This is a genomic window from Clostridium sp. JS66 (genome assembly GCF_033561535.1).
In the GTDB taxonomy this organism is placed as follows: domain Bacteria; phylum Bacillota; class Clostridia; order Clostridiales; family Clostridiaceae; genus Clostridium_AM; species Clostridium_AM carboxidivorans.
The window spans coordinates 4,444,802-4,463,537 of the sequence record NZ_CP131467.1 but is presented as its reverse complement, the minus strand read 5'-3'; the positions used below and the strand labels follow the sequence as shown (position 1 = coordinate 4,463,537).

The 18,736-nt window shown below is 28.5% G+C and carries 20 protein-coding genes and 1 pseudogene; 16 read left to right on the top strand and 5 right to left on the bottom strand.

Annotated features, from left to right (window positions below; translation table 11 throughout):
- Positions 1-57: 57 nt before the first annotated feature.
- A complete protein-coding gene (locus tag Q6H37_RS20715) occupies positions 58-732 on the bottom strand; it encodes a TerC family protein (RefSeq protein WP_318736083.1) in 675 nt (224 codons plus the stop codon).
- A gap of 239 nt (positions 733-971) precedes the next feature.
- Here Q6H37_RS20715 and Q6H37_RS20710 point away from each other — a divergent pair, with 239 nt between their 5' ends.
- The 4 genes and pseudogenes from Q6H37_RS20710 to Q6H37_RS20695 form a co-directional block, all read left to right on the top strand.
- Positions 972-1,343: a response regulator gene (locus Q6H37_RS20710; protein ID WP_318736080.1), complete on the top strand. Its 372-nt coding sequence runs from the start codon at positions 972-974 to the stop codon at positions 1,341-1,343.
- A gap of 157 nt (positions 1,344-1,500) precedes the next feature.
- Positions 1,501-1,824: a LytS/YhcK type 5TM receptor domain-containing protein gene (locus Q6H37_RS20705; protein ID WP_318736078.1), complete on the top strand. Its 324-nt coding sequence runs from the start codon at positions 1,501-1,503 to the stop codon at positions 1,822-1,824.
- Positions 1,815-2,189, top strand: a complete 375-nt coding sequence (locus Q6H37_RS20700; protein ID WP_318743090.1) for a LytS/YhcK type 5TM receptor domain-containing protein — start codon at positions 1,815-1,817, stop codon at positions 2,187-2,189. Before Q6H37_RS20705 ends, Q6H37_RS20700 begins: the two co-directional genes overlap by 10 nt.
- A gap of 17 nt (positions 2,190-2,206) precedes the next feature.
- Positions 2,207-2,620 (top strand): annotated as a pseudogene (locus Q6H37_RS20695) (chemotaxis protein); the annotation flags it as partial.
- 41 nt (positions 2,621-2,661) lie between these two features.
- On the opposite strand, the gene Q6H37_RS20690 reads toward Q6H37_RS20695, so the two are convergent.
- The 3 genes from Q6H37_RS20690 to Q6H37_RS20680 all read right to left on the bottom strand — a co-directional run bounded on the left by Q6H37_RS20690 (position 2,662) and on the right by Q6H37_RS20680 (position 5,772).
- A complete protein-coding gene (locus Q6H37_RS20690) occupies positions 2,662-3,339 on the bottom strand; it encodes a 5-methyltetrahydrofolate--homocysteine methyltransferase (RefSeq protein WP_318736076.1) in 678 nt (225 codons plus the stop codon).
- A 206-nt stretch (positions 3,340-3,545) separates the two neighbouring features.
- Positions 3,546-4,958: a HAMP domain-containing sensor histidine kinase gene (locus Q6H37_RS20685; protein ID WP_318736074.1), complete on the bottom strand. Its 1,413-nt coding sequence runs from the start codon at positions 4,956-4,958 to the stop codon at positions 3,546-3,548.
- Between the two features lie 97 nt (positions 4,959-5,055).
- Positions 5,056-5,772, bottom strand: coding sequence for a response regulator transcription factor (locus Q6H37_RS20680; RefSeq protein WP_318743088.1), 717 nt, complete (start codon positions 5,770-5,772; stop codon positions 5,056-5,058).
- 327 nt (positions 5,773-6,099) lie between these two features.
- Here Q6H37_RS20680 and Q6H37_RS20675 point away from each other — a divergent pair, with 327 nt between their 5' ends.
- The 9 genes from Q6H37_RS20675 to Q6H37_RS20635 all read left to right on the top strand — a co-directional run bounded on the left by Q6H37_RS20675 (position 6,100) and on the right by Q6H37_RS20635 (position 14,699).
- Positions 6,100-7,011, top strand: coding sequence for an ABC transporter ATP-binding protein (locus Q6H37_RS20675; protein ID WP_035774136.1), 912 nt, complete (start codon positions 6,100-6,102; stop codon positions 7,009-7,011).
- Positions 7,008-7,769 (top strand): ABC transporter permease, encoded by a 762-nt coding sequence (locus tag Q6H37_RS20670; protein WP_318736066.1) that lies wholly within the window; start codon positions 7,008-7,010, stop codon positions 7,767-7,769. The genes Q6H37_RS20675 and Q6H37_RS20670 overlap by 4 nt, the downstream gene beginning before the upstream one ends.
- A 38-nt stretch (positions 7,770-7,807) precedes the next feature.
- Positions 7,808-8,539, top strand: coding sequence for an ABC transporter permease (locus tag Q6H37_RS20665; protein WP_318736063.1), 732 nt, complete (start codon positions 7,808-7,810; stop codon positions 8,537-8,539).
- Between the two features lie 183 nt (positions 8,540-8,722).
- Positions 8,723-9,766: a cell wall-binding repeat-containing protein gene (locus tag Q6H37_RS20660; RefSeq protein ID WP_318736060.1), complete on the top strand. Its 1,044-nt coding sequence runs from the start codon at positions 8,723-8,725 to the stop codon at positions 9,764-9,766.
- 272 nt (positions 9,767-10,038) lie between these two features.
- On the top strand, positions 10,039-10,986 hold the full coding sequence (locus Q6H37_RS20655; RefSeq protein WP_318736058.1) for a YafY family protein: 948 nt from the start codon (positions 10,039-10,041) through the stop codon (positions 10,984-10,986).
- Between the two features lie 46 nt (positions 10,987-11,032).
- On the top strand, positions 11,033-11,611 hold the full coding sequence (locus Q6H37_RS20650; protein WP_318736056.1) for a type 1 glutamine amidotransferase family protein: 579 nt from the start codon (positions 11,033-11,035) through the stop codon (positions 11,609-11,611).
- A gap of 202 nt (positions 11,612-11,813) precedes the next feature.
- Positions 11,814-12,428 (top strand): CPBP family intramembrane glutamic endopeptidase, encoded by a 615-nt coding sequence (locus tag Q6H37_RS20645; RefSeq protein WP_318736054.1) that lies wholly within the window; start codon positions 11,814-11,816, stop codon positions 12,426-12,428.
- A 149-nt stretch (positions 12,429-12,577) separates the two neighbouring features.
- Positions 12,578-13,264: a response regulator transcription factor gene (locus Q6H37_RS20640; protein ID WP_318736051.1), complete on the top strand. Its 687-nt coding sequence runs from the start codon at positions 12,578-12,580 to the stop codon at positions 13,262-13,264.
- On the top strand, positions 13,248-14,699 hold the full coding sequence (locus Q6H37_RS20635; protein ID WP_318736048.1) for a HAMP domain-containing sensor histidine kinase: 1,452 nt from the start codon (positions 13,248-13,250) through the stop codon (positions 14,697-14,699). Before Q6H37_RS20640 ends, Q6H37_RS20635 begins: the two co-directional genes overlap by 17 nt.
- Here the strand turns inward: Q6H37_RS20635 and Q6H37_RS20630 are convergent.
- Positions 14,696-15,298, bottom strand: a complete 603-nt coding sequence (locus Q6H37_RS20630) for a TetR/AcrR family transcriptional regulator (protein ID WP_318736045.1) — start codon at positions 15,296-15,298, stop codon at positions 14,696-14,698. The genes Q6H37_RS20635 and Q6H37_RS20630 overlap by 4 nt on opposite strands.
- Positions 15,299-15,490: 192 nt before the next feature.
- On the opposite strand from Q6H37_RS20630, the gene Q6H37_RS20625 reads away from it, so the two are divergent.
- The 3 genes from Q6H37_RS20625 to Q6H37_RS20615 are packed head-to-tail and all read left to right on the top strand — an operon-like array spanning position 15,491 to position 18,689.
- On the top strand, positions 15,491-16,456 hold the full coding sequence (locus Q6H37_RS20625; protein ID WP_318736043.1) for an HlyD family secretion protein: 966 nt from the start codon (positions 15,491-15,493) through the stop codon (positions 16,454-16,456).
- A gap of 15 nt (positions 16,457-16,471) precedes the next feature.
- Positions 16,472-17,128: an HlyD family secretion protein gene (locus tag Q6H37_RS20620; RefSeq protein ID WP_318736040.1), complete on the top strand. Its 657-nt coding sequence runs from the start codon at positions 16,472-16,474 to the stop codon at positions 17,126-17,128.
- A 28-nt stretch (positions 17,129-17,156) separates the two neighbouring features.
- Positions 17,157-18,689: a DHA2 family efflux MFS transporter permease subunit gene (locus Q6H37_RS20615; RefSeq protein ID WP_318736037.1), complete on the top strand. Its 1,533-nt coding sequence runs from the start codon at positions 17,157-17,159 to the stop codon at positions 18,687-18,689.
- The last annotated feature ends 47 nt before the right edge of the window (positions 18,690-18,736 follow it).

The following is an 18,736-nucleotide window of genomic DNA, read 5'->3' as shown; positions in this document are numbered from 1 at the left end:
TTCTTGAACAATCTGTAAAAAATCCTATAATTTAAATTATAGGATTTTTTAGTTTTATTAATGAATGTGTACTGGTTTTTTTATAATATAAAGTCCATAAATTATAGTTAAAATTGCAGCTGCATTGGGAATTATAACTCCAAATACATTAGGTATAAATGAAATAAGTTTGTCTTCTAAAATCATTTTAAAGGCTGTGTGAGCAAGAATTGCGCCTCCTATGTATGTAACAATAGGATATCTTTTCATTAAACTTGATACATATTGACTCCCCCAAAATATAATAGGTATGTTAAGTATAAGTCCAAATATAACAAGTACTATGTTACCATCAGCTGCGCCTGCAATGGCAAGAACATTATCTAAACTCATGGTAGCATCTGCTATAATTATACTCCATATAGCACCAATAAATTTATTAGATGAGCTTACACGTGCATTTTCGCTTTCGCTGCTTGGTTTTATAAAGTTCCAAGTTATTTTTGTGAGGAGTATACCTCCAACTAGTTTAATAGGGAGCCATTCTATTAAAAGAATATATGTCATAAAGCATGTGAATACAATTCTTAGTAGAACTGCAGCAAAAACTCCTATAGCAGAGGCTTTTTTTGCATACTTTTCAGGTAAATCTTTAGTGGCTAAAGCAATAACACCTATATTATCACCACTAAGAACTATATCCAAAAGGGTAATTTGAAAGGCTCCAATTATACAGGTTATTAAATTATCCATTTTTATCACTCCATTTGCTTACAATTATTGGTTAATAACTGCGATACTATAGATTGTAACATAAAAATGCTAAAAAAAGAATAGTTAATGGCCTACTAATATTGCTTATAATTGGATAAAAAGTAGTATTTGAAAATATTTGAAATTTGTTTTAAAATTATATAAAGATTATAGTGCAAGTTTGCGAAAATAATTATGAGTGAGAAATAACTACAAGACAAAAGGAGAAAAACTTTATTATGGGTGTACTAATAGTGGATGACTCTATGTTCATGAGACATTTAATAACAAAAATACTTAATAAGCATGAAATAAATATATTGGGAGAAGCAGCTAATGGAAGGGAAGCTATAGATAAATATAAGGAATTAAAGCCTGATGTAGTTACCTTGGATTTAATGATGAATGAAATGACAGGATTAGAAGCTTTAGAGGAGATTATGAAAATAGATCCTGAAGCACAAGTAATTATATGTTCATCAATGGGACAAAAGGCTTTTATAAAAGAAGCAATAGAATTAGGTGCAAGAGGATTTGTAATAAAACCTTTTGATGAAGATGCTCTAATAGATGAAGTACAAAAAGCATTATCATCTAAAAAAGATAAATAATATATAAAAAATAAATACATAGATAAATGAAGCTTTAATAGTGTGAAAATTATTTATTATGAAGGAATTAGAAAATTTTTATAGAAGTATTTATTTAATGGATATTATATAGTTCATTGAAAAGCTAAAGAATAGAAAAATGACGGGGGGATTTTTCATGATGTTAGCAAATATTTTTAGTACTATGCATAATATGTTTATGTTCATAGCATTATGTGTCTTATTTATTTATTTGATAAGCAGGTCTATGAAGATAGTAAGACTTATTGTAGCACAAAAAAATGATATGATTGGAACTATATTTCTAACTATAGTTTTTAGTATTCCTATTATTTTGGCTTCAAAATATGCTTATACAATAGGTGATGCAAAGACAAATGTAAGGGATTCAATAGCAGTATTATCAGCTATAATTGGAGGACCAATAGTAGGAACACTTGTTGGTATAGTAGGAGGCGTGTATAGGTATACATTAGATTAGGAGGATGGACTACTTTAGGATGCACTACTTCAACTGTTTTATCTGGAATTATAGCTTCTATTATTGTATATAAAACCAAGTTTACTCTTAAGAAGTTGGATAATAAAAGTATTACAAAATGGGCTATATTCATAGCGCTTTGGGAAGTTATACATATTCATATCTTAGTGCCTATTCTAGGAGAAAAGCCTTTTATGGAAGCCAATCAAGTATTGTTCAATACATTGTCTATTCCAATGATTGTAATGAATGCCTTTGCCACAGGAGTATTTTTAATAATTGTCAAAGATATGATTGTAAACGATAGCAGAATTATAGTAGAAAAGCAGCAAGAGCAGGTGAGGTTGGAAAAGGATTTGCTGTAGTAGCAGATGAAGTAAGGAAGCTTTCGGAGGAAACATCTTCTTCATCAGTGGAAGTTAAAAAGCTCATAAATGAAATAGAACATGAATCACAAAACATAGTGAATTTTATGAAAGAGGTTAAAAGTATAGTAGAAGTACAGAATGATGCTGTTGATAATACAGGAAATATTTTTAGTGACATATATAGTTCTATAAATAATATTTTAGCATCTGTGGAAAGTAACAAGGATAACGTTTCTTATATAGATAAGAATAAAAATGAACTTGTAAAATTAATTAATAATGTATCGGAAATATCAAAAAATACTTCAACAGGTGTTGAGGAAGTAAATAGTACAGTTAAACAAACTGCAGCTTCCATGGAAAAGGTATCCGATGTAGTTAATAGGTTAAATAAAATGATTGCTGAATTAAAAAATATGAATGAATAAATAATAAAAGAGAATGGAAAAACTTTCCATTCTCGAATTTTTTAAGCACAATTTGACTCTTTTAGAAATGGACCTTTGACACTGCCAGAAGTATCTCTCATAGTGCAAAATTTATTATAGCAGTTTTCACAGGAATGATCCTTACGATTAAAAGCTATACTTTTATCAGCACCATATACATATGACATAGATTTTGAAGGATAAATCATGTACTTATCAATTATACTTATGCCATGAATATCTTCATTACCAAATTTCTCTACTATATCTTTTTGGTATTCTAAATCAATTTCTCCATCTCCTGGGGCAATTTTACAAGTAAGACCTAAATTCATATCTTTGGCAGTTTCATATATAGTATTAAAAAACTCTGAACTTACACTAAAAAGATAGGAACTAGCCATAGCATCTAACAATACAGCTTCATAAAATTTACCTTCTTCAAAAAGACTATCTACTTTTTTTACAGAACCTTCTCCAATAGTTACTAAAGCATAAACTACATGGGAGCATTTATTGATTACAGTTGAATTTATTTCTCCAATTTGATTATCTATTTTAAAAACACCAATAGGTTTGGAAATTTCTCTTAGTGTAGGAAGTAAGTTATCATAGATTTTGCTCAATTCCTCATAATGAGGTGTTTGGCAATAAGATTTAACCGCATTAATAATTTTGGTTTTATTTAATTGAAATTTAAAATCGGAAACAATGTACATAAGCCTCACCTCGTATTTATATTTATCATAAGTATATTATAATTAAATAAATACAAAATTGCAAGAGTATATACTCACTATTTCAAAAAATACTAAAAATATATGTATAAAAGGCCAATTTAGGTGCCAATAAGGTTTAAATTGGACTTGGACTTGCAAAATGTCATTGCATACAATGCTGCCAATTTTTATAAAAATACATAAAACTACACAATTATGCATATGGTAGTACCTTTATTTAAAGTACTCTTTACATATATATTGCCTCTATGAGCATCTATTATTTGTTTGGAAATTGCCATGCCTAAGCCAGAACCTTCAATTGACGTATTAGTATTTGTACCTCTATAGTATTTCTCAAAAATATAATCTAAATCTTTTTTAGCTATACCCTTACCATTATCCTTTAGTTTAATATATACTTTTTCTTTTTCATAAATGGATATATCCACTTGAACATTTTTATCATTGTGAATTAAGGCATTAAAGATTAAATTACTTAATGCTCTTTTAAATAGTTTTTCATCCACAAAAGCTTGTATATTTTCTTTTTCAAAGTGAAAATTTACATTTCTATTGCAATAGCAGGGATGATTTAAAATGCTTATAATTATATTTTGAAGCAAAAGGGTAACATTTATTTTTTCTCTTTTTAAAGGAATTACTTTATTTTTTAGTTTGTAAGTAAAATTTAAATCTTCTATTAAAGTTTGAATGTATGAGGATTTATTGTATATTATTTCTGAATACTCAACAATTTCATCATTGGAAAAAATGTAATCAGGGTCTTTCATGACTTCAGAATATCCTTTTATAGAAGATAAAGGTGTTTTTATGTCGTGGGATATAGAAGAAATCCAGAGTTCACGCATTTTTTCCATTTCTTCTCTCTTAGCTTTATTTTCCTTAAGAATTTTGCTTAAATTATTTAAATTGGTAAATACGTTTTTATAAACTCCATATTCTGAATAGCTTATTTCATAGTTCCCTTCAGAAAGTGTGTTAATGCCATCTATTATAGTATCAAGAGGTTTAGCCATTCTTTTTCCAAATATAAAATAGGAGGTTACTATTGCAATTAGTATGTTTATAGCCATTAAAATAATAAATTCACCTCCTAAAAAGCTTTTAATCTTACTTGGATTAAAAGTTAAAGTATATTTTGCAACACGATTAAAAGGAAAGCCTATAATATAGGTAAAACTTTTGTCATTATACTTTTTTTCACTTATAAATACAGAACTGTTTGCTATATCATAGGTATGAATATGAACTATATCTATTGGTTTATAGGTAGAAGGAACTTCCTTTGGCTTTTTAAAGGAGTAGACTTCCTTAAGATTTTCATCTATTATTTGAATCCAGGTATTATTATCTGAAATTTGCTTTTTTCCATCTTCAATTACAAAAGGCTTATTATCCTTAAAATCTATATATTCAGAGAAATTGAATGTAAAATTTTTAGGACTAAGTGTATTGAAATTTTTTTTGGTATATATAACTGTGAATCTAAAAAAAAGAAAGTTTATTAAGAATTCAATTATAAGTATAAAAACTAGTGTTGCTAAAAATTTTGTTGTGAGGGACCAATTGGTTTTGATTCTATTTAAAATTTTCATATATTTTCACCTCAAAGGTTAAAGCAAAATTGGACTTTTTATAAATAAAAATGGACTTTTAAAATAGAAGCGTAAATTTCGTATAATAATTAAATTCTTATTGTTTTGATATACGAAGCTTGTACCCAAGTCCTTTAACTGTAATAATATGTTTGGGATTAGAAGGATCTTCTTCTAGTTTTTGCCTAAGTTTTCTCATATGAACCATTATGGTGTTGTCATATCCTTCATAGTCGTCATCCCAAACTTCGTTACATATCATTTGCTTGGTTAATATTTGATTAGCATTTTGAGCCATATAACACAATAGATGATATTCTTTAGGGGTGAGTACTATATTTTCGCCCAATTTTAATACTTCTCCTTTTTGAAAATCAATAACGATATCTCCAAAGGATATTTTATCTTCTTTTAAAGACAATTCATTTTTTATGTATATATTTCTTCTTAAATGTGCCTTTATTCTGAAAGCAACCTCCTTAGGACTAAAGGGTTTAGTTACATAATCATCTGCACCTAAGCCAAGAGCAAGAATTTTATCAACATCATCGGATTTTGCAGATAAAAAAATAACTGGAACAAAGGAAAATTCCCTAATGCGTTTGCACACATCAAAGCCATCTATATCAGGCATCATAACATCTAAAACTACTATATCTGGATTTTCCATCTTACATGTTTTTATGCCATCTGTGCCATTTACAGCTTTAGATATTCTTCTAAAGCCTTCCTTTTTTAAAACTGTTTCCATAAGTTTTAATAGTTCTATTTCATCATCAATTAAAAGGATTTTTCTATCTAAAATATTATACATATATATTTTAGTGAGAATAAATATTCCATTCTCGCTAAAATTCACTTCCTTTCGTTTTATCCTATTTTTCATAAATTACATTAATAAATCATAAAAGTTATTTCATGATTATTAGTGCCTTGTATTATTTTTCCTTTAAACAAATTTCTATTATAACATTGTTCAATTCTAGTTAAATCACCAATTATAATCACTACAATTATAGCATTATTTATATATTTTTTAATTAAGTAGAAAAATTTTAAGGTTCCGTTAAGGTTACCATAAATGAAATTTAAGCTTGGATCTTTAGTATATAAACATAACTTAATTGAAGGAGGAGCGAGAATGTCAGAAAAAATTATAGAAACAGCAAATTTGACAAAGAAATTCAAAGATTTTAAAGCAGTAAATGGCATAAATTTAACAGTTAAAAAAGGAAGGGTTTATGGTTTTTTAGGACCTAATGGTGCAGGAAAATCAACAACTATAAGAATGCTTTTAGGACTTATAAAACCTACAAAGGGACAAGTTAAGATTTTTGGTATGGATTTGAGAAAAAATAGAATAGATATTTTGAGAAAGGTGGGCTCTATGGTAGAGGCACCATCCTATTATGGAAATTTAACAGCTTATGAAAATCTTCAGGTAACGGCAGAACTTTTAGAACTTGACCATAAGTACATTGATGAAGTTTTAGAAGTGGTAAAGCTTACTGAATGGAAAAATAGACAGGTGAATAAATTTTCATTAGGTATGAAGCAGAGATTGGGAATTGCGCAGGCTTTAATATCAAAACCTGAACTTTTAATATTGGATGAGCCTACTAATGGACTTGATCCATCAGGAATTCATGAAATAAGAGGACTTATTAAGGAACTTCCAAAGCTTTATGATATGACAGTAATTATATCCAGCCATAATTTAAGCGAAATTGAACTCATAGCAGATGACATTGGTATTATAAATCGAGGAAATATATTGTTTCAAGGAACACTTGAGGAATTACATGCAAAAAGTAAGGGGCAAATTTGTATAGGCTCAAAGAATTTACAGGGTACTATGAATACATTAAATAATTATGGATGCAAATTTAAGTTAAAAGATAAAGATATTTTCTTGAAGCCTGAAGGCAGGGAAGCAGATGATATTTTAAAGCAGTTAGTATTAGATGATAATAAAATATTCAAATTCGTAGAAGTGCAAAAGTCACTTGAAGAAATATTTCTGGACCTTACTGAAGGAGGAGAAATTAAATGAGCTTCACATCAATTTTAAAATCTGAGTTAATGAAATATAAAAGATCAGTATTGTGGAAGGGAGTTTTTTTAATTCCGATTCTTTCATTTGCTATGTTATTTGCAGATTTACATATTAGGGTTAGTTTTTTAATGTCAAATGATCATATAAAGCACCTAGCTGAGATTGGAATTTATAGTAAGCTTCAAGCTTTACTTTATGAAAATCATCTTGCTACATTGTGGTTTATACTTCTAAACTTGTCTATTGTTGTAGTAGCAGTTATTGTAAATTATACGGAATACAGCGAAAACACCTGGAAACAAATAATAGCAAGACCAGTTGAAAGAAGACGAATTTACATATCAAAATGGATTATAGTATTAATGGCTGCAATTATTTTAGTAGTTTTAAATGGAGTATCCATAATGGTTGTAAAAAATTTCTTTGGTATTAATGGTGACTCTACATTGATTTTTAAATATAAAATATTAGAAATGTGTACAGTTCTAGGTGTAGTAAGCTTTCAACAATTTATAAGCTGTTACATGAAAAATTCGCTGGCATCAGCAGCTGTAGGCTTTGCAGGGAGTATAGGAGCTTATATGTTTGCACAAAGTAAATTACTTTCATATATAATTCCCTATGCTAATGTGATATTAGCACTGCCTTCAGAAGGAAATAAGGATGCACAAACGGCAGCTTTTTTTGGAATAGCATCTGGTGTCTTATGGCTTGTAATAGGAATTATAGAATTTAATAAAAGAGATATTAAGTAAATAATTCTTATATTTAAATAAAGTGGAGGTTAAATAAAATGAAAAATGTATTTAAAGTGGAATTACTAAAGTTGAGACATTCAAAAATATTAAATATAGTAATGTTTCTTCCACTGTTTTTTGTAATATTGGGTTTTACAAACTTTTTAAGATATAAAGAGCTTTTTACAGAAAAAGGTCAAAATGTATGGTCACAGGTGTATACTCAAAGTTCTATGTTTTATGGATTATTTATTATAGCATTATTTATTACTATTGTTATAGCTATTTTAGTTAGAATAGAAAATGCAGATGACAATTTCAAAAGAATACTCACATTACCTATAAAAAGAAGTGATTTATATATAGCTAAGTTATTTGTGGCAATTGCTATAGTAGCATTAAATCTTATTATTTTGATGTTGCTTACTATTTCTGCAGGGGTAATTATAGCTCCAAGTAATCAAAGTATGCCAATGGAACTAATATATGCACCAATACTTTGTATTGTAGCTTCTCTGCCTGTTATAGGAGTTCAATATTATTTAAGCATGAAATTTAAAAATATTGCTGTACCACTAGGAGTTGGTTTAGCATTTTCTATTCCATCCATTCTTATTAACAATACTAAATATTGGATGCTGTTTCCCTGGACTTATCCTGGAAGAGTACTATTAAATGCTGGAAGTATGAGTTTTTATTGTCCAATGTATATGTATATAATATCAATTATTATTTTTATAGTCTTTACAATGGTTGGATTGTATGAATTTAATAATAGAGATGTTTAGATTAAGAGAAGGTAAAAGTTATCCAAAATTATAAAATTAACTCAATTAAGGTTTGTTTGATTCTAACCATATTTGTTAATATTTGAAATATGATTTGGGTAAATATATAATATTTATATATTAGTTAAAAGATTTTTTCATATTCAAATATTAAAAAAGGTTAGAAAGGAAGATGAATATAATATGAAAATTAAAGTAAAAAATGCACTTGTAAGTGCAGCAGTTGCATCATTAATTTTAGCTGCAGTCTTGTCCACTAATTCAGTTAAAGCAGCTGTGGGAAAAGTAATTAGAATGGGTGGAGATGATAGATATAGTACAGCTGCTAAAGTTGATATGGCTAACTGGAAAAATGCCAGTGATGTGGTACTAGTATCAGGGGAAGGATATGCAGATGGATTAAGTGCTTCAACATTAGCTAAAAAATTAGATTCACCAATACTTTTAACTACATCTGATATATTAAATAAGGATGCAGTAGATGCACTTAATGTATTAAAACCAAAGAATATATATATTATTGGAGGGATTGGGTCAATTTCTCAAAAAATAAGAGATAATCTTAAAAATGAATACAACATAATAGAGTTAGGTGGAACTACGAGATATGAAACTAATGTAAAAGTGGCTAATAAACTAGTGGAATTAGGTGTTACTCCTGACAATGTTTTAGCTGTTTCTGGTGAAGGATTTTCAGATGCAATTTCGGCAGCACCGGTAGCTGCTGCAAAAGGAGAAATATTATTATTAGTAAATAATGATGAAACTTCAATTAAATCAACAATTAGCTTTTTAAAGGAAAATAAATCAAAAGCTACAGTTATTGGAACTGATAAAGTAATAAATGATAAAATTTATAATGTTCTTGGGGCATCTGAAAGAATAGATGGAGGAAAAGATAGGTTTGCTACTAACTTAAATATATTAAATGCATTTTGGGGAGACTTAAATTTTGATAAAATGTATATTGCAAGTGCCCAATTTTCAGATCCAGATGATATGTATGCAGATGCACTTGTAGCTTCTGCTATATCTGGAAAATATTCAGCACCTCTTGTATTAGTGGATAAAGACTCTTCTGATGCAACAGATAATGCTGTAACCTATATTATTAAAAATAATACATCAAAAAATGCTGATATACTATTGATTGGTGGAACTGAAGTTATTTCAGAAAATATCGAAGATAGAATAACTCCAGTATATAATCCCTTATATAATTATTAAAAAATTCATCAAACTATGATAATGTAATCTAGGCTTGCAAAAGACGTAGAGGTAGAAAGTTATAGGTTTAATTTTACAATATTATTGAAATCACATATTTATCCTCAATACTTGTTATCCTTTGAAAAGTATCACTTGATAATTTGAGTTTAATAGTGTTATCCAGCATATCTAGTATATTCCAATACTTGTATAATTAAATGATAAAGTAGTTCGGATTAATAAGGATAAGATTAAGAAAAAAATTTTAGAAATGGAGAAAGCGTGTTATTGTGAAGATTGATAGATTACTGGGAATTTTAAGTGTCCTTGCAAATACGGATCGGATTACAATACAAGGATTAGCGGAAAGGTTTGAAGTTTCCAAACGCACAATTTTTAGAGATTTGGATACCCTAAATCAGTCAGGAGTTCCTGTTGTTGCCTATTCAGGAATTGGTGGAGGGGTATCTCTCCTTGAGGGATATAAACTCAAAAACAATATTCTTTCCAAGGATGATATAAAAAACATTTTTACTGCACTTAATGGATTAATGAGTATTGATGAAAGTAATGATTTAACCAATCTAATGGCAAAGCTAATCCCAGAAGAAACAAGCATGGTATTTTCAGAAAGTGATTATGTAATTGATCTGTCATCATGGTTTCAAGACAGCATTACACAAGAAAAGGTATCTAATTTGTATAAAGCAATTAAAAATCGAAAATGTATTTATCTAGAATATATTTCAAAAAGATCACGGCGGGTAAGAATCATTCATCCTCATAAACTAGTTTTTAAACAAGCATATTGGTATTTATATGCTTTTTGTGAGGATAATCAGGAGTTTCGATTGTTTAAGGTAAGTAGGATTGCTGCTTACAAAATTATGGATGCAAGTTTTAATTATAAGACAGTTGAAAAAATAGATTTCAAAAAGGATTTTGGTGTTGGACTGTTTTCTTCAGAAAATCAGAAACCATTGTTTGAAGTTATACTAGAATATGATATTATTAATGAATTTTTCCTAACAGATAAGATAGATGCGAAATTTTTTCATAGAATGAGCAGTACAGAAGATAAGGGTCAGATTATATTTTCTGTTTCTGATTTAGAATGGACTTCTAATTTAATTTTCAGCCTGCAAGATAAAATTAAAGTTATAGCTCCTCCTGAATTAAAAGAAGCAGTAAAAATCAGAATAAAAAGAATAAATGAACTTTATAAAGATGACATATAGGTGTCATCTTTTTCATTGTACAATACTTAAGAAAGGAAGTGTTACAATGAAAAAAGAAGTACTTGTGTTTATTTTTAATGGATATGCAGATTGGGAAAGTGCTTATATTTGTTCAGAACTTAATGAATCAGAAACGGATTATATTGTAAAAACTTTAAGCTTGGATAAAGAACCTAAAATTTCTATGGGTGGTTTTCGAATTATTCCTGATTATGATGTAAGTGATTACCCTAAAAATTTCGAGATGCTGCTTTTAATTGGAGGTTATGCTTGGATTGAACAGAAAAATAATGACATTTTACCTGTGGTAGAGTATTCCGTAAAGCATCATATCCCAGTAGCAGCAATTTGTAATGCAGCTAATTTTATGGCAGAGAACGGGTATTTGGATAATATCAGACATTCTGGCAATACGCTAGAGTATCTGAAGTCACAAGCGCCGCACTACAAAGGTGACAGCAATTTTCTTGAAAAACAAGCAGTTTGTGATTCGGATATCATAACTGCAAATGGTACAGCTTCTTTAGAATTTGCTAGAGAAATTATGCTGTATTTAAAGCTTAAGTCTGTAGAAAAAATTGATGAATGGTATGAATTTAACAAGTTAGGATTCTACAAGAGGTAAGCAATATAATTATATTTTTAAAAAAGTTTTTCACAATACCTTGAAATACGTTTTTGGCATTCTTATTAATAACAATGAGTGAAAACATTATTGCAGGTGATTTTGATATCATTAGAATAATTGAATTTAAGGATACATTAAGGTTAGATATATTTTATATTCATGTTTCTTTTTTAGTATGTATTTGTAAGGAGGTTATACTATGCAAATTATTAATTTATTAATTAGTTCCATTTTACAAATACTAATGTTTTCAATTATTCCTTTTATTTGGTGGGCAGTTTGTGATCGTAAAAGATGTGGATTGTTAAAATGGTTAGGTATAAAAAAACCTATTATTAAGAATAAAGTTAAATATTTAATGACTTTTATACTGATAATTATGTTTTTGATAATTTTATCAATTTTTGTTATTCCAATTTTTGTAGATAAATCTATTATGGCTACAAATCAATTCTTAGGACAAGGTATAGCAGCATTAATTCCAGCTTTTATTTATGCTTTTTTACAAACATCTTTTTCAGAAGAATTATTTTTTAGAGGATTTTTGACAAAAAGATTGATACATAAGTTTGGATTTAAAGTAGGAAATATAGTACAAGGATTATTATTTGGGGCAATGCATGGAGTTTTATTTATATCAAAAGTAGCATTATTTTATACAATAGTTATAGTTCTTTTCACTGGCTTCTTAGGTTTTTTAATGGGATGGATAAATGAAAAACAATCAGAAGGATCTATTATTTCCAGTTGGTTACTTCATGGATGCTTTAATATAATAGCTTCTATTATAGCAATGTTTAATTTAGGCATTTGAAAGAAAATAACAAGTTCAATATTTGACAGATATTTTTTGAAGATGTCTTATAGCTGAATTGTTTAGTGCTTTTTAGATTTATTAATATGAACAGTATTTTAATTTAATGTGTGATAAAATAAAGAAAAATACTAAAGGTGGAAATAAATATGAAAAGAGTACTTATATGTGATGATGATAACGATATAATTGATTTGCTTGAACTCTATTTAGCAAAGGATAATATAGATATATTAAGAGCTGAAGATGGTCAAGCAGCTTTAGATATTTTAAAAGAGGGTAATATTGATATTTGTCTATTAGATGTTATGATGCCAAAGATTACAGGCTATCAGGTAATGAAAAAGGCTAAGAAATTTACAGATATACCAATTATATTTATAACAGCTAAAAGTGATGATAATGATGTTATTTTAGGTTTAGATTTAGGAGCGGATGACTATATTAAAAAGCCCTTTAATCCACTAGAGGTTGCTGCAAGAGTGAGATCACAACTTAGAAGAAGTTATGTAAATTGTGGAGTAAAGGATAATATAATAAGAATTGGTGATGTTGAATTAGATACAAAAGAAGCTATATTAAAAGTGAGAAATGTAGATTTTATATTGACATCCATAGAATTTAAAATGTTAAAGTATTTAATGGCGAATAAAGGAATCATATTAACTAAGGTGCAAATATTTGAGGAAGTATGGAGAGAAGATTTCTTAACTGATGATAATATTATTATGGTTTATATTAGCAAGCTCAGAGAAAAAATTGAAGAAAATCCAAAGCAGCCTGTGTATTTAAAAACTATAAGGGGATTGGGGTATAAATTTGAAAAACAAGTCTAATAAAACTGAAACAGTATTTTATTTATTTATTAAGACATATATTGAGCTTATATGTGTACTGGTTGTTAGTTTGGTATTATTACTGGTGCTTGTAAGTTTCTTTTTTGGAAAGCTAACAGAAAGTAGATTACCTAATATAGGAGTATATGATAAAATAGGTAAAAATTACGAAGCCTTTGATACTAGAGAGCTTGAAGAAATGGGTGGAGGTTTTGAAGTAGTAGATGAAAATAATAAAGTTATATTTAGAAAAGGTAATGTAGGTAAAAAGAAAGAAACATACACTCAAGAGGAACTTTTAAAGCTTAGTTATCTTTCTTCCATTGAAAGTAGCAAAGAGTTACATATATTAAATGGTTTTATATCAAGTAGTGGAAAAAAGTACATATCTATAATAACCTTGCCATCTAATAATATAAAATTAAATTTTCAGTTTTCCAGCAAGTATATGTATTTGTTCAAAGGAATAAAAAGTAAATTGATAATAAGCCTTATTTTGTTTATAGCAATAGTAATTTTTAGTATAGGTTTATTTAGTTACTTGATATCCATAAGGTTAGGGAAACCATTAAAGAAGATAGAAGAAGGTCTTGTTTCTATTGGAAACGGAAATTATAAAGATAGACTTAAATTTAATGGTCCTAAAGAGTTTGATATAATTAAAGATACTTTTAATGAAATTTTAGATAAACTTAGCAAAACAGAAGATGAAAAAAGAATGTTAGAAGATAGTAAAAAAATGTTATTGGCAGATTTAACCCATGATATAAAGAGCCCTATTACTTCAATTAAAGGATTTTCACAGGCATTGGTTGAAGGAAGGATAGACGACGAAGATAAAGATAGATATTATAAAGTGATTAATAGAAAGTCTGATGAAGTAGTAGAAATGATAGATGAACTTTTTCAATATGTAAAGATGGATACACCGGATTTTAAGTTAAATATGCAAAAAAAAGATATTTGTGAGGTTTTGAGACTGCTAATTGTAAAATATTATGATGACATAAAAAATAAAGGAATGGAACTAGAATTTTTTATTCCAGAGGAAAAAATATATGTGAAAATAGATGAGATAAATTTATTTAGAGCTTTAGGTAATTTAGTGGATAATGTTCTAAAATATAATAAGGCAGGTACTAGGATAAAAATAGAGTTAAGTAAGGACCAAATATATGGGAAATATATAGAAAAAAATGAAAAGGTAGTATTTATAAGAGTTTGTGATGATGGAATTGGAATAAAAAATAAAGATATTATATTTGATCCATTTGTAAGAGAAGATGAAAGCAGAAAAAATGATGGAGGGACGGGGTTAGGGCTTTCAATTGTAAAGAAGATTATAGAATTACATGGAGGAAAAATAGGTATTACCGAAAATGTAGAATATAAAACAATATTTGAAATTGCTTTATATGAAAATGTTTGCTGCTAATAAGTCAGCAAACATTTTATCATATATGCACATTGATCAACAGCAACTTTTTTATTAAGGCCTGAATTGTGAAAAAAAAGTAATTCATGGCAAAGATTGTCAGCAGTATTTAATGCAAGAAACATTTTCTCCTTTGGGTTAATAATAATAATATTTCGTTCTTCTAATTGCTGGAATATTCTAATTGTTATTTGTTGATGTTGATTTTTAAAATGATTTTTTATATCTTCATCGAGAAAACTTAAAGCCATAATTTCATTATGAAGATTTTTAGATAAATTATGAGATTCAATTAATATGTTGATGACTTCTTTAATCACATCTAATAAATCTTCTTCCATAGGTATCTGATTAAATTTGTTAATTACAATTTCTTGCATAATATTACTGTATTTGTGCAAAGCTTGAATAAATATATCTTTCTTATCTTCAAAGTAGGCATATACAGAACCTGTAGCAATGCCTGCTTCCTTTGCTATATCCACAGTAGTTGTATTATTATATCCTTTTTCATTAAATATTTTATAAGCAGCATCAATAATTTTATTTTTCTTTTCAATGGACCTCTTTTGACGAGGTATTCGTATTTTTCTATCCATTTTCATCACCTAAAATGATTTTAGTATAAAAAAAATGTTCAGTCAAGGATAATATGAATGTGAAAAAAGTTTCACATTTCTCTTGACAAACATGAAACATATTTCATATAATTCAAATATGAAATATGTTTCATGTTTGCGCTAAAAATTTAATTTTAATATTTTTATTTAGGAAGAAGTGTGAGTTACAGAATGAAAAAAGTAATCTTTATTTTAGTATTTTCTTTATTATTGGGCGGCTGTAGTAGTGCAAAGACAGAAGTAGGTGAAAATTATAAAGCTCAAGCAGCTGCAAGAGAGGTATTTATCTTTGCAGGGAAAATTCAGTCTAATGATTCAATAAATTTAGCTTCTAAAATTGCACCTACTAAAGTTTCAAAGGTTGCTATAAATGTAGGAAGTAAGGTTAATGCAGGAGATCCAATTATTTATTTAGATACTACAGATTTAGATCAGCAGGTAAAACAGGCAGAAGCAAAAGTAAATACTGCAATGGCTGGTTTAAGCAAGGTTAAAAGTTCAGCTAGACCTGAGGATATTGCCATAGCAGAAGCTAAGATATCTAGTGATGACAAAGCTCTCCAAAATACTGAAAGTAGTTATAATCGTGTAAAGCAGCTTTATGATAAAGGATATGAGACAAAGCAAAATATGGAACAGATAGAAGCAGCGTTAACTGCAGCTAAGAATACATTGACTTCTGATAATGAAAATTTGAGTAAGTTAAAGAATGGCTCGACACAGCAGGACATAGTAACATCTCAAGCAGCAGTAGATGAGGCACAAACTTTAGTAGATTCTTATAAAACTCAATTAAGCAATGGGGTAATCAAATCTCCTATATCAGGTGTAGTAAGTATTTGTAATATACATGAAGGAGAAATTGCTGCTACAGGTGCTAATTTAGTTACTGTAGTAAATAATGATGAATTATACATTGATGGATATGTTCCAGAGGATATGCTTTCAGAAATTAAGATTGGACAAGCAGTGATTATAAAACCATCAAATATGCCTGAAAAGAGGTTTAAGGGGGAAATATCTGTTATAAATCCAATGATGAATTCTAATGATAAAAATGTGGTGAGAGTTACAGTAAAGGATGAAAGTCATATTTTAAAAACAGGCATGATTGCCCAAATAGGTTTTAGTAAGTAGAAGAAGGTGAATATTGTGAAATCAAAAAGAAAAATTGTAATGATTGGCATGCTGCTTATAATGGTTATGTGTATGGCAACTATTGGTATATATTATTGGTATAATAGTACATATTTTGTTTCCACAGAGGATGCAAAAGTAGATGGAGATTTATATAAGATAAGTTCTCAAATATCTGGCAAACTTTTAGAATTCAATGGAGAAGAAGGAACTATGGTGGATAAAGAACAGATAGTTGGTCAGCAGGAATTAGCTGGACAACCTGATTCTAATTTAGATACTTCTGTTTTGCGGGCACCTATAAAAGGTACAATTATAAAAAAAGCAGTAAATGTAGGTGAAATAGTAACTGCGGGTCAGGTGCTTGCGTATGTAGTAGATCCAGATAAAGTTTATATTACAGCAAATATAGAAGAAACAAAGTTGACTAAATTAAGAGAAGGTGAAAAGGTAGATATTTCAATAGATAAATATAAAGGTAAAAGATTTACTGGAGTAGTACAGTCTATTGGTGAAGCTTCAGCTTCTGAATTTTCATTATTGCCAACTTCTACAAGTGCTAATTTTACTAAGGTTGTTCAAAAGGTACCTGTAAAAATCAAATTAAATAGTTATGGAAAAGTTAAATTATTACCTGGAATTAATGCAGTGGTAAGAATTCATATGAAATAATAATTTTTGGAAAGTCAGGTGTTTACAAATGGAAGAGAAAGAAGCAGCTTCTTATAAATGGCTTTGTTTAATGGTAATCATTATAGGAACTTTTATGGCATTTCTTGATACTAGTATTGTAAATATAGCATTGCCTAAAATAATGTCTGTTTTTTCTACTTCTTTAGATACTGGTCAATGGGTTTTAACTGGCTATATGCTTGCTGCAGGAGCGGTTATACCTTTAACAGGATATTTAGAAGAGGTTTTAGGTTATAAGAAAGTATATATATTTGCAATAGTAGTATTTACTATAGGTTCATTTTTGTGTGGAATATCTTGGAGTATAGATGTATTAATACTGGCAAGAATTTTACAAGCCATAGGTGGAGGCATGATTATGCCAGTTGGCATGTCTACACTCTACAAAGTAATTCCAAAAGAAAAAATTGGATTAGCAGCTGGCATATATGGTATATCAATAATGGTAGCTCCGGCTATTGGACCAACCTTAGGAGGATATATAGTTCAATACTTAAGCTGGAATTTGATTTTTAATATTAATGTACCTATTGGTATTATAGGAACAGTTCTTGCTGTAGCAATATTAAAGGAAGATGTAAAAAAAGTTGACAAAAAATTAGATGTTATTGGAGTTTTAACTTCTACATTGGGACTTATAAGCATTTTATATGTAATAAGTGAATGGTCTAAAATAGATTGGGGAGATATAAAATATCCATTACTAATTGTATTTGGAGGTTTTAATCTTGCAATATTTATATTTAATGAACTCACTATAGAAAATCCGCTATTGGAGCTAAGAGTTTTAAAAATACTTCCCTATTCAGTTAATACAATTTTAATTAATATAATAGTATTTGCTATGTATGGGGTGCTTGTATTTATACCATTATTTTTGCAAAATTTATCTGGACTCAATGCTATGCAGTCAGGTATTATTATGTTGTATTATGCAATTGGTTCAGGACTTACTATGCCTATAGCTGGGAAAATGTCAGATAAAATAGGGGGTAAACCCTTTATTATTGTAGGTATAGTTTTAATGATTATATCAACTTATGAATTATATTTTTTAAGTACAGATATGAGTAATTCAACACTTAAATTTTTATTGTTTATAAGAGGGGCTAGTGTAGGATTATGCATGATGCCTGCCACTACTATGAGTATGGCACAAGTACCGCCAGAACTTATAAGTAGGGCTTCAGCTCTACAAAATACAGTAAAACAGGTAGCAGGTTCACTAAGCACAACTGTACTTACAGTATTTTTACAAAATAGACAGAGTTTACACTACTATAGATTAGCTGAACAATTAACACCTTTTAACCCTGTAACTTCAAATTTTATTAATACTGTTCAAAGCTATGTATTGCAAAAGGGTGCAGTAGTTGGAAATGCTAAAACAGGAGTATTGTATTTAGCTTATAAGTATGTATATACAGAATCCTATATGAATGCAATAGATGATGTATTTATGCTAACATTGATTGTTGTAGCAGCAACAATACCTTTAATGTTTATAGAGAGAATAAAAAAACAAGTTAGCAAAATATAAAAAATATCTTCTATTTTTCAATAATACAGGTCATTTTTATCAAAAAA

Coding starts and splice junctions, on each gene's coding strand:
- Q6H37_RS20690 (WP_318736076.1), bottom strand. CDS start 3,339: ATGTACATTGTTTCCGATTTTAAATTTCAATTAAATAAAACCAAAATT.
- Q6H37_RS20645 (WP_318736054.1), top strand. CDS start 11,814: ATGCAAATTATTAATTTATTAATTAGTTCCATTTTACAAATACTAATG.
- Q6H37_RS20710 (WP_318736080.1), top strand. CDS start 972: ATGGGTGTACTAATAGTGGATGACTCTATGTTCATGAGACATTTAATA.
- Q6H37_RS20680 (WP_318743088.1), bottom strand. CDS start 5,772: ATGTATAATATTTTAGATAGAAAAATCCTTTTAATTGATGATGAAATA.
- Q6H37_RS20715 (WP_318736083.1), bottom strand. CDS start 732: ATGGATAATTTAATAACCTGTATAATTGGAGCCTTTCAAATTACCCTT.
- Q6H37_RS20660 (WP_318736060.1), top strand. CDS start 8,723: ATGAAAATTAAAGTAAAAAATGCACTTGTAAGTGCAGCAGTTGCATCA.
- Q6H37_RS20675 (WP_035774136.1), top strand. CDS start 6,100: ATGTCAGAAAAAATTATAGAAACAGCAAATTTGACAAAGAAATTCAAA.
- Q6H37_RS20615 (WP_318736037.1), top strand. CDS start 17,157: ATGGAAGAGAAAGAAGCAGCTTCTTATAAATGGCTTTGTTTAATGGTA.
- Q6H37_RS20650 (WP_318736056.1), top strand. CDS start 11,033: ATGAAAAAAGAAGTACTTGTGTTTATTTTTAATGGATATGCAGATTGG.
- Q6H37_RS20670 (WP_318736066.1), top strand. CDS start 7,008: ATGAGCTTCACATCAATTTTAAAATCTGAGTTAATGAAATATAAAAGA.
- Q6H37_RS20625 (WP_318736043.1), top strand. CDS start 15,491: ATGAAAAAAGTAATCTTTATTTTAGTATTTTCTTTATTATTGGGCGGC.
- Q6H37_RS20685 (WP_318736074.1), bottom strand. CDS start 4,958: ATGAAAATTTTAAATAGAATCAAAACCAATTGGTCCCTCACAACAAAA.
- Q6H37_RS20665 (WP_318736063.1), top strand. CDS start 7,808: ATGAAAAATGTATTTAAAGTGGAATTACTAAAGTTGAGACATTCAAAA.
- Q6H37_RS20640 (WP_318736051.1), top strand. CDS start 12,578: ATGAAAAGAGTACTTATATGTGATGATGATAACGATATAATTGATTTG.
- Q6H37_RS20705 (WP_318736078.1), top strand. CDS start 1,501: ATGATGTTAGCAAATATTTTTAGTACTATGCATAATATGTTTATGTTC.
- Q6H37_RS20630 (WP_318736045.1), bottom strand. CDS start 15,298: ATGGATAGAAAAATACGAATACCTCGTCAAAAGAGGTCCATTGAAAAG.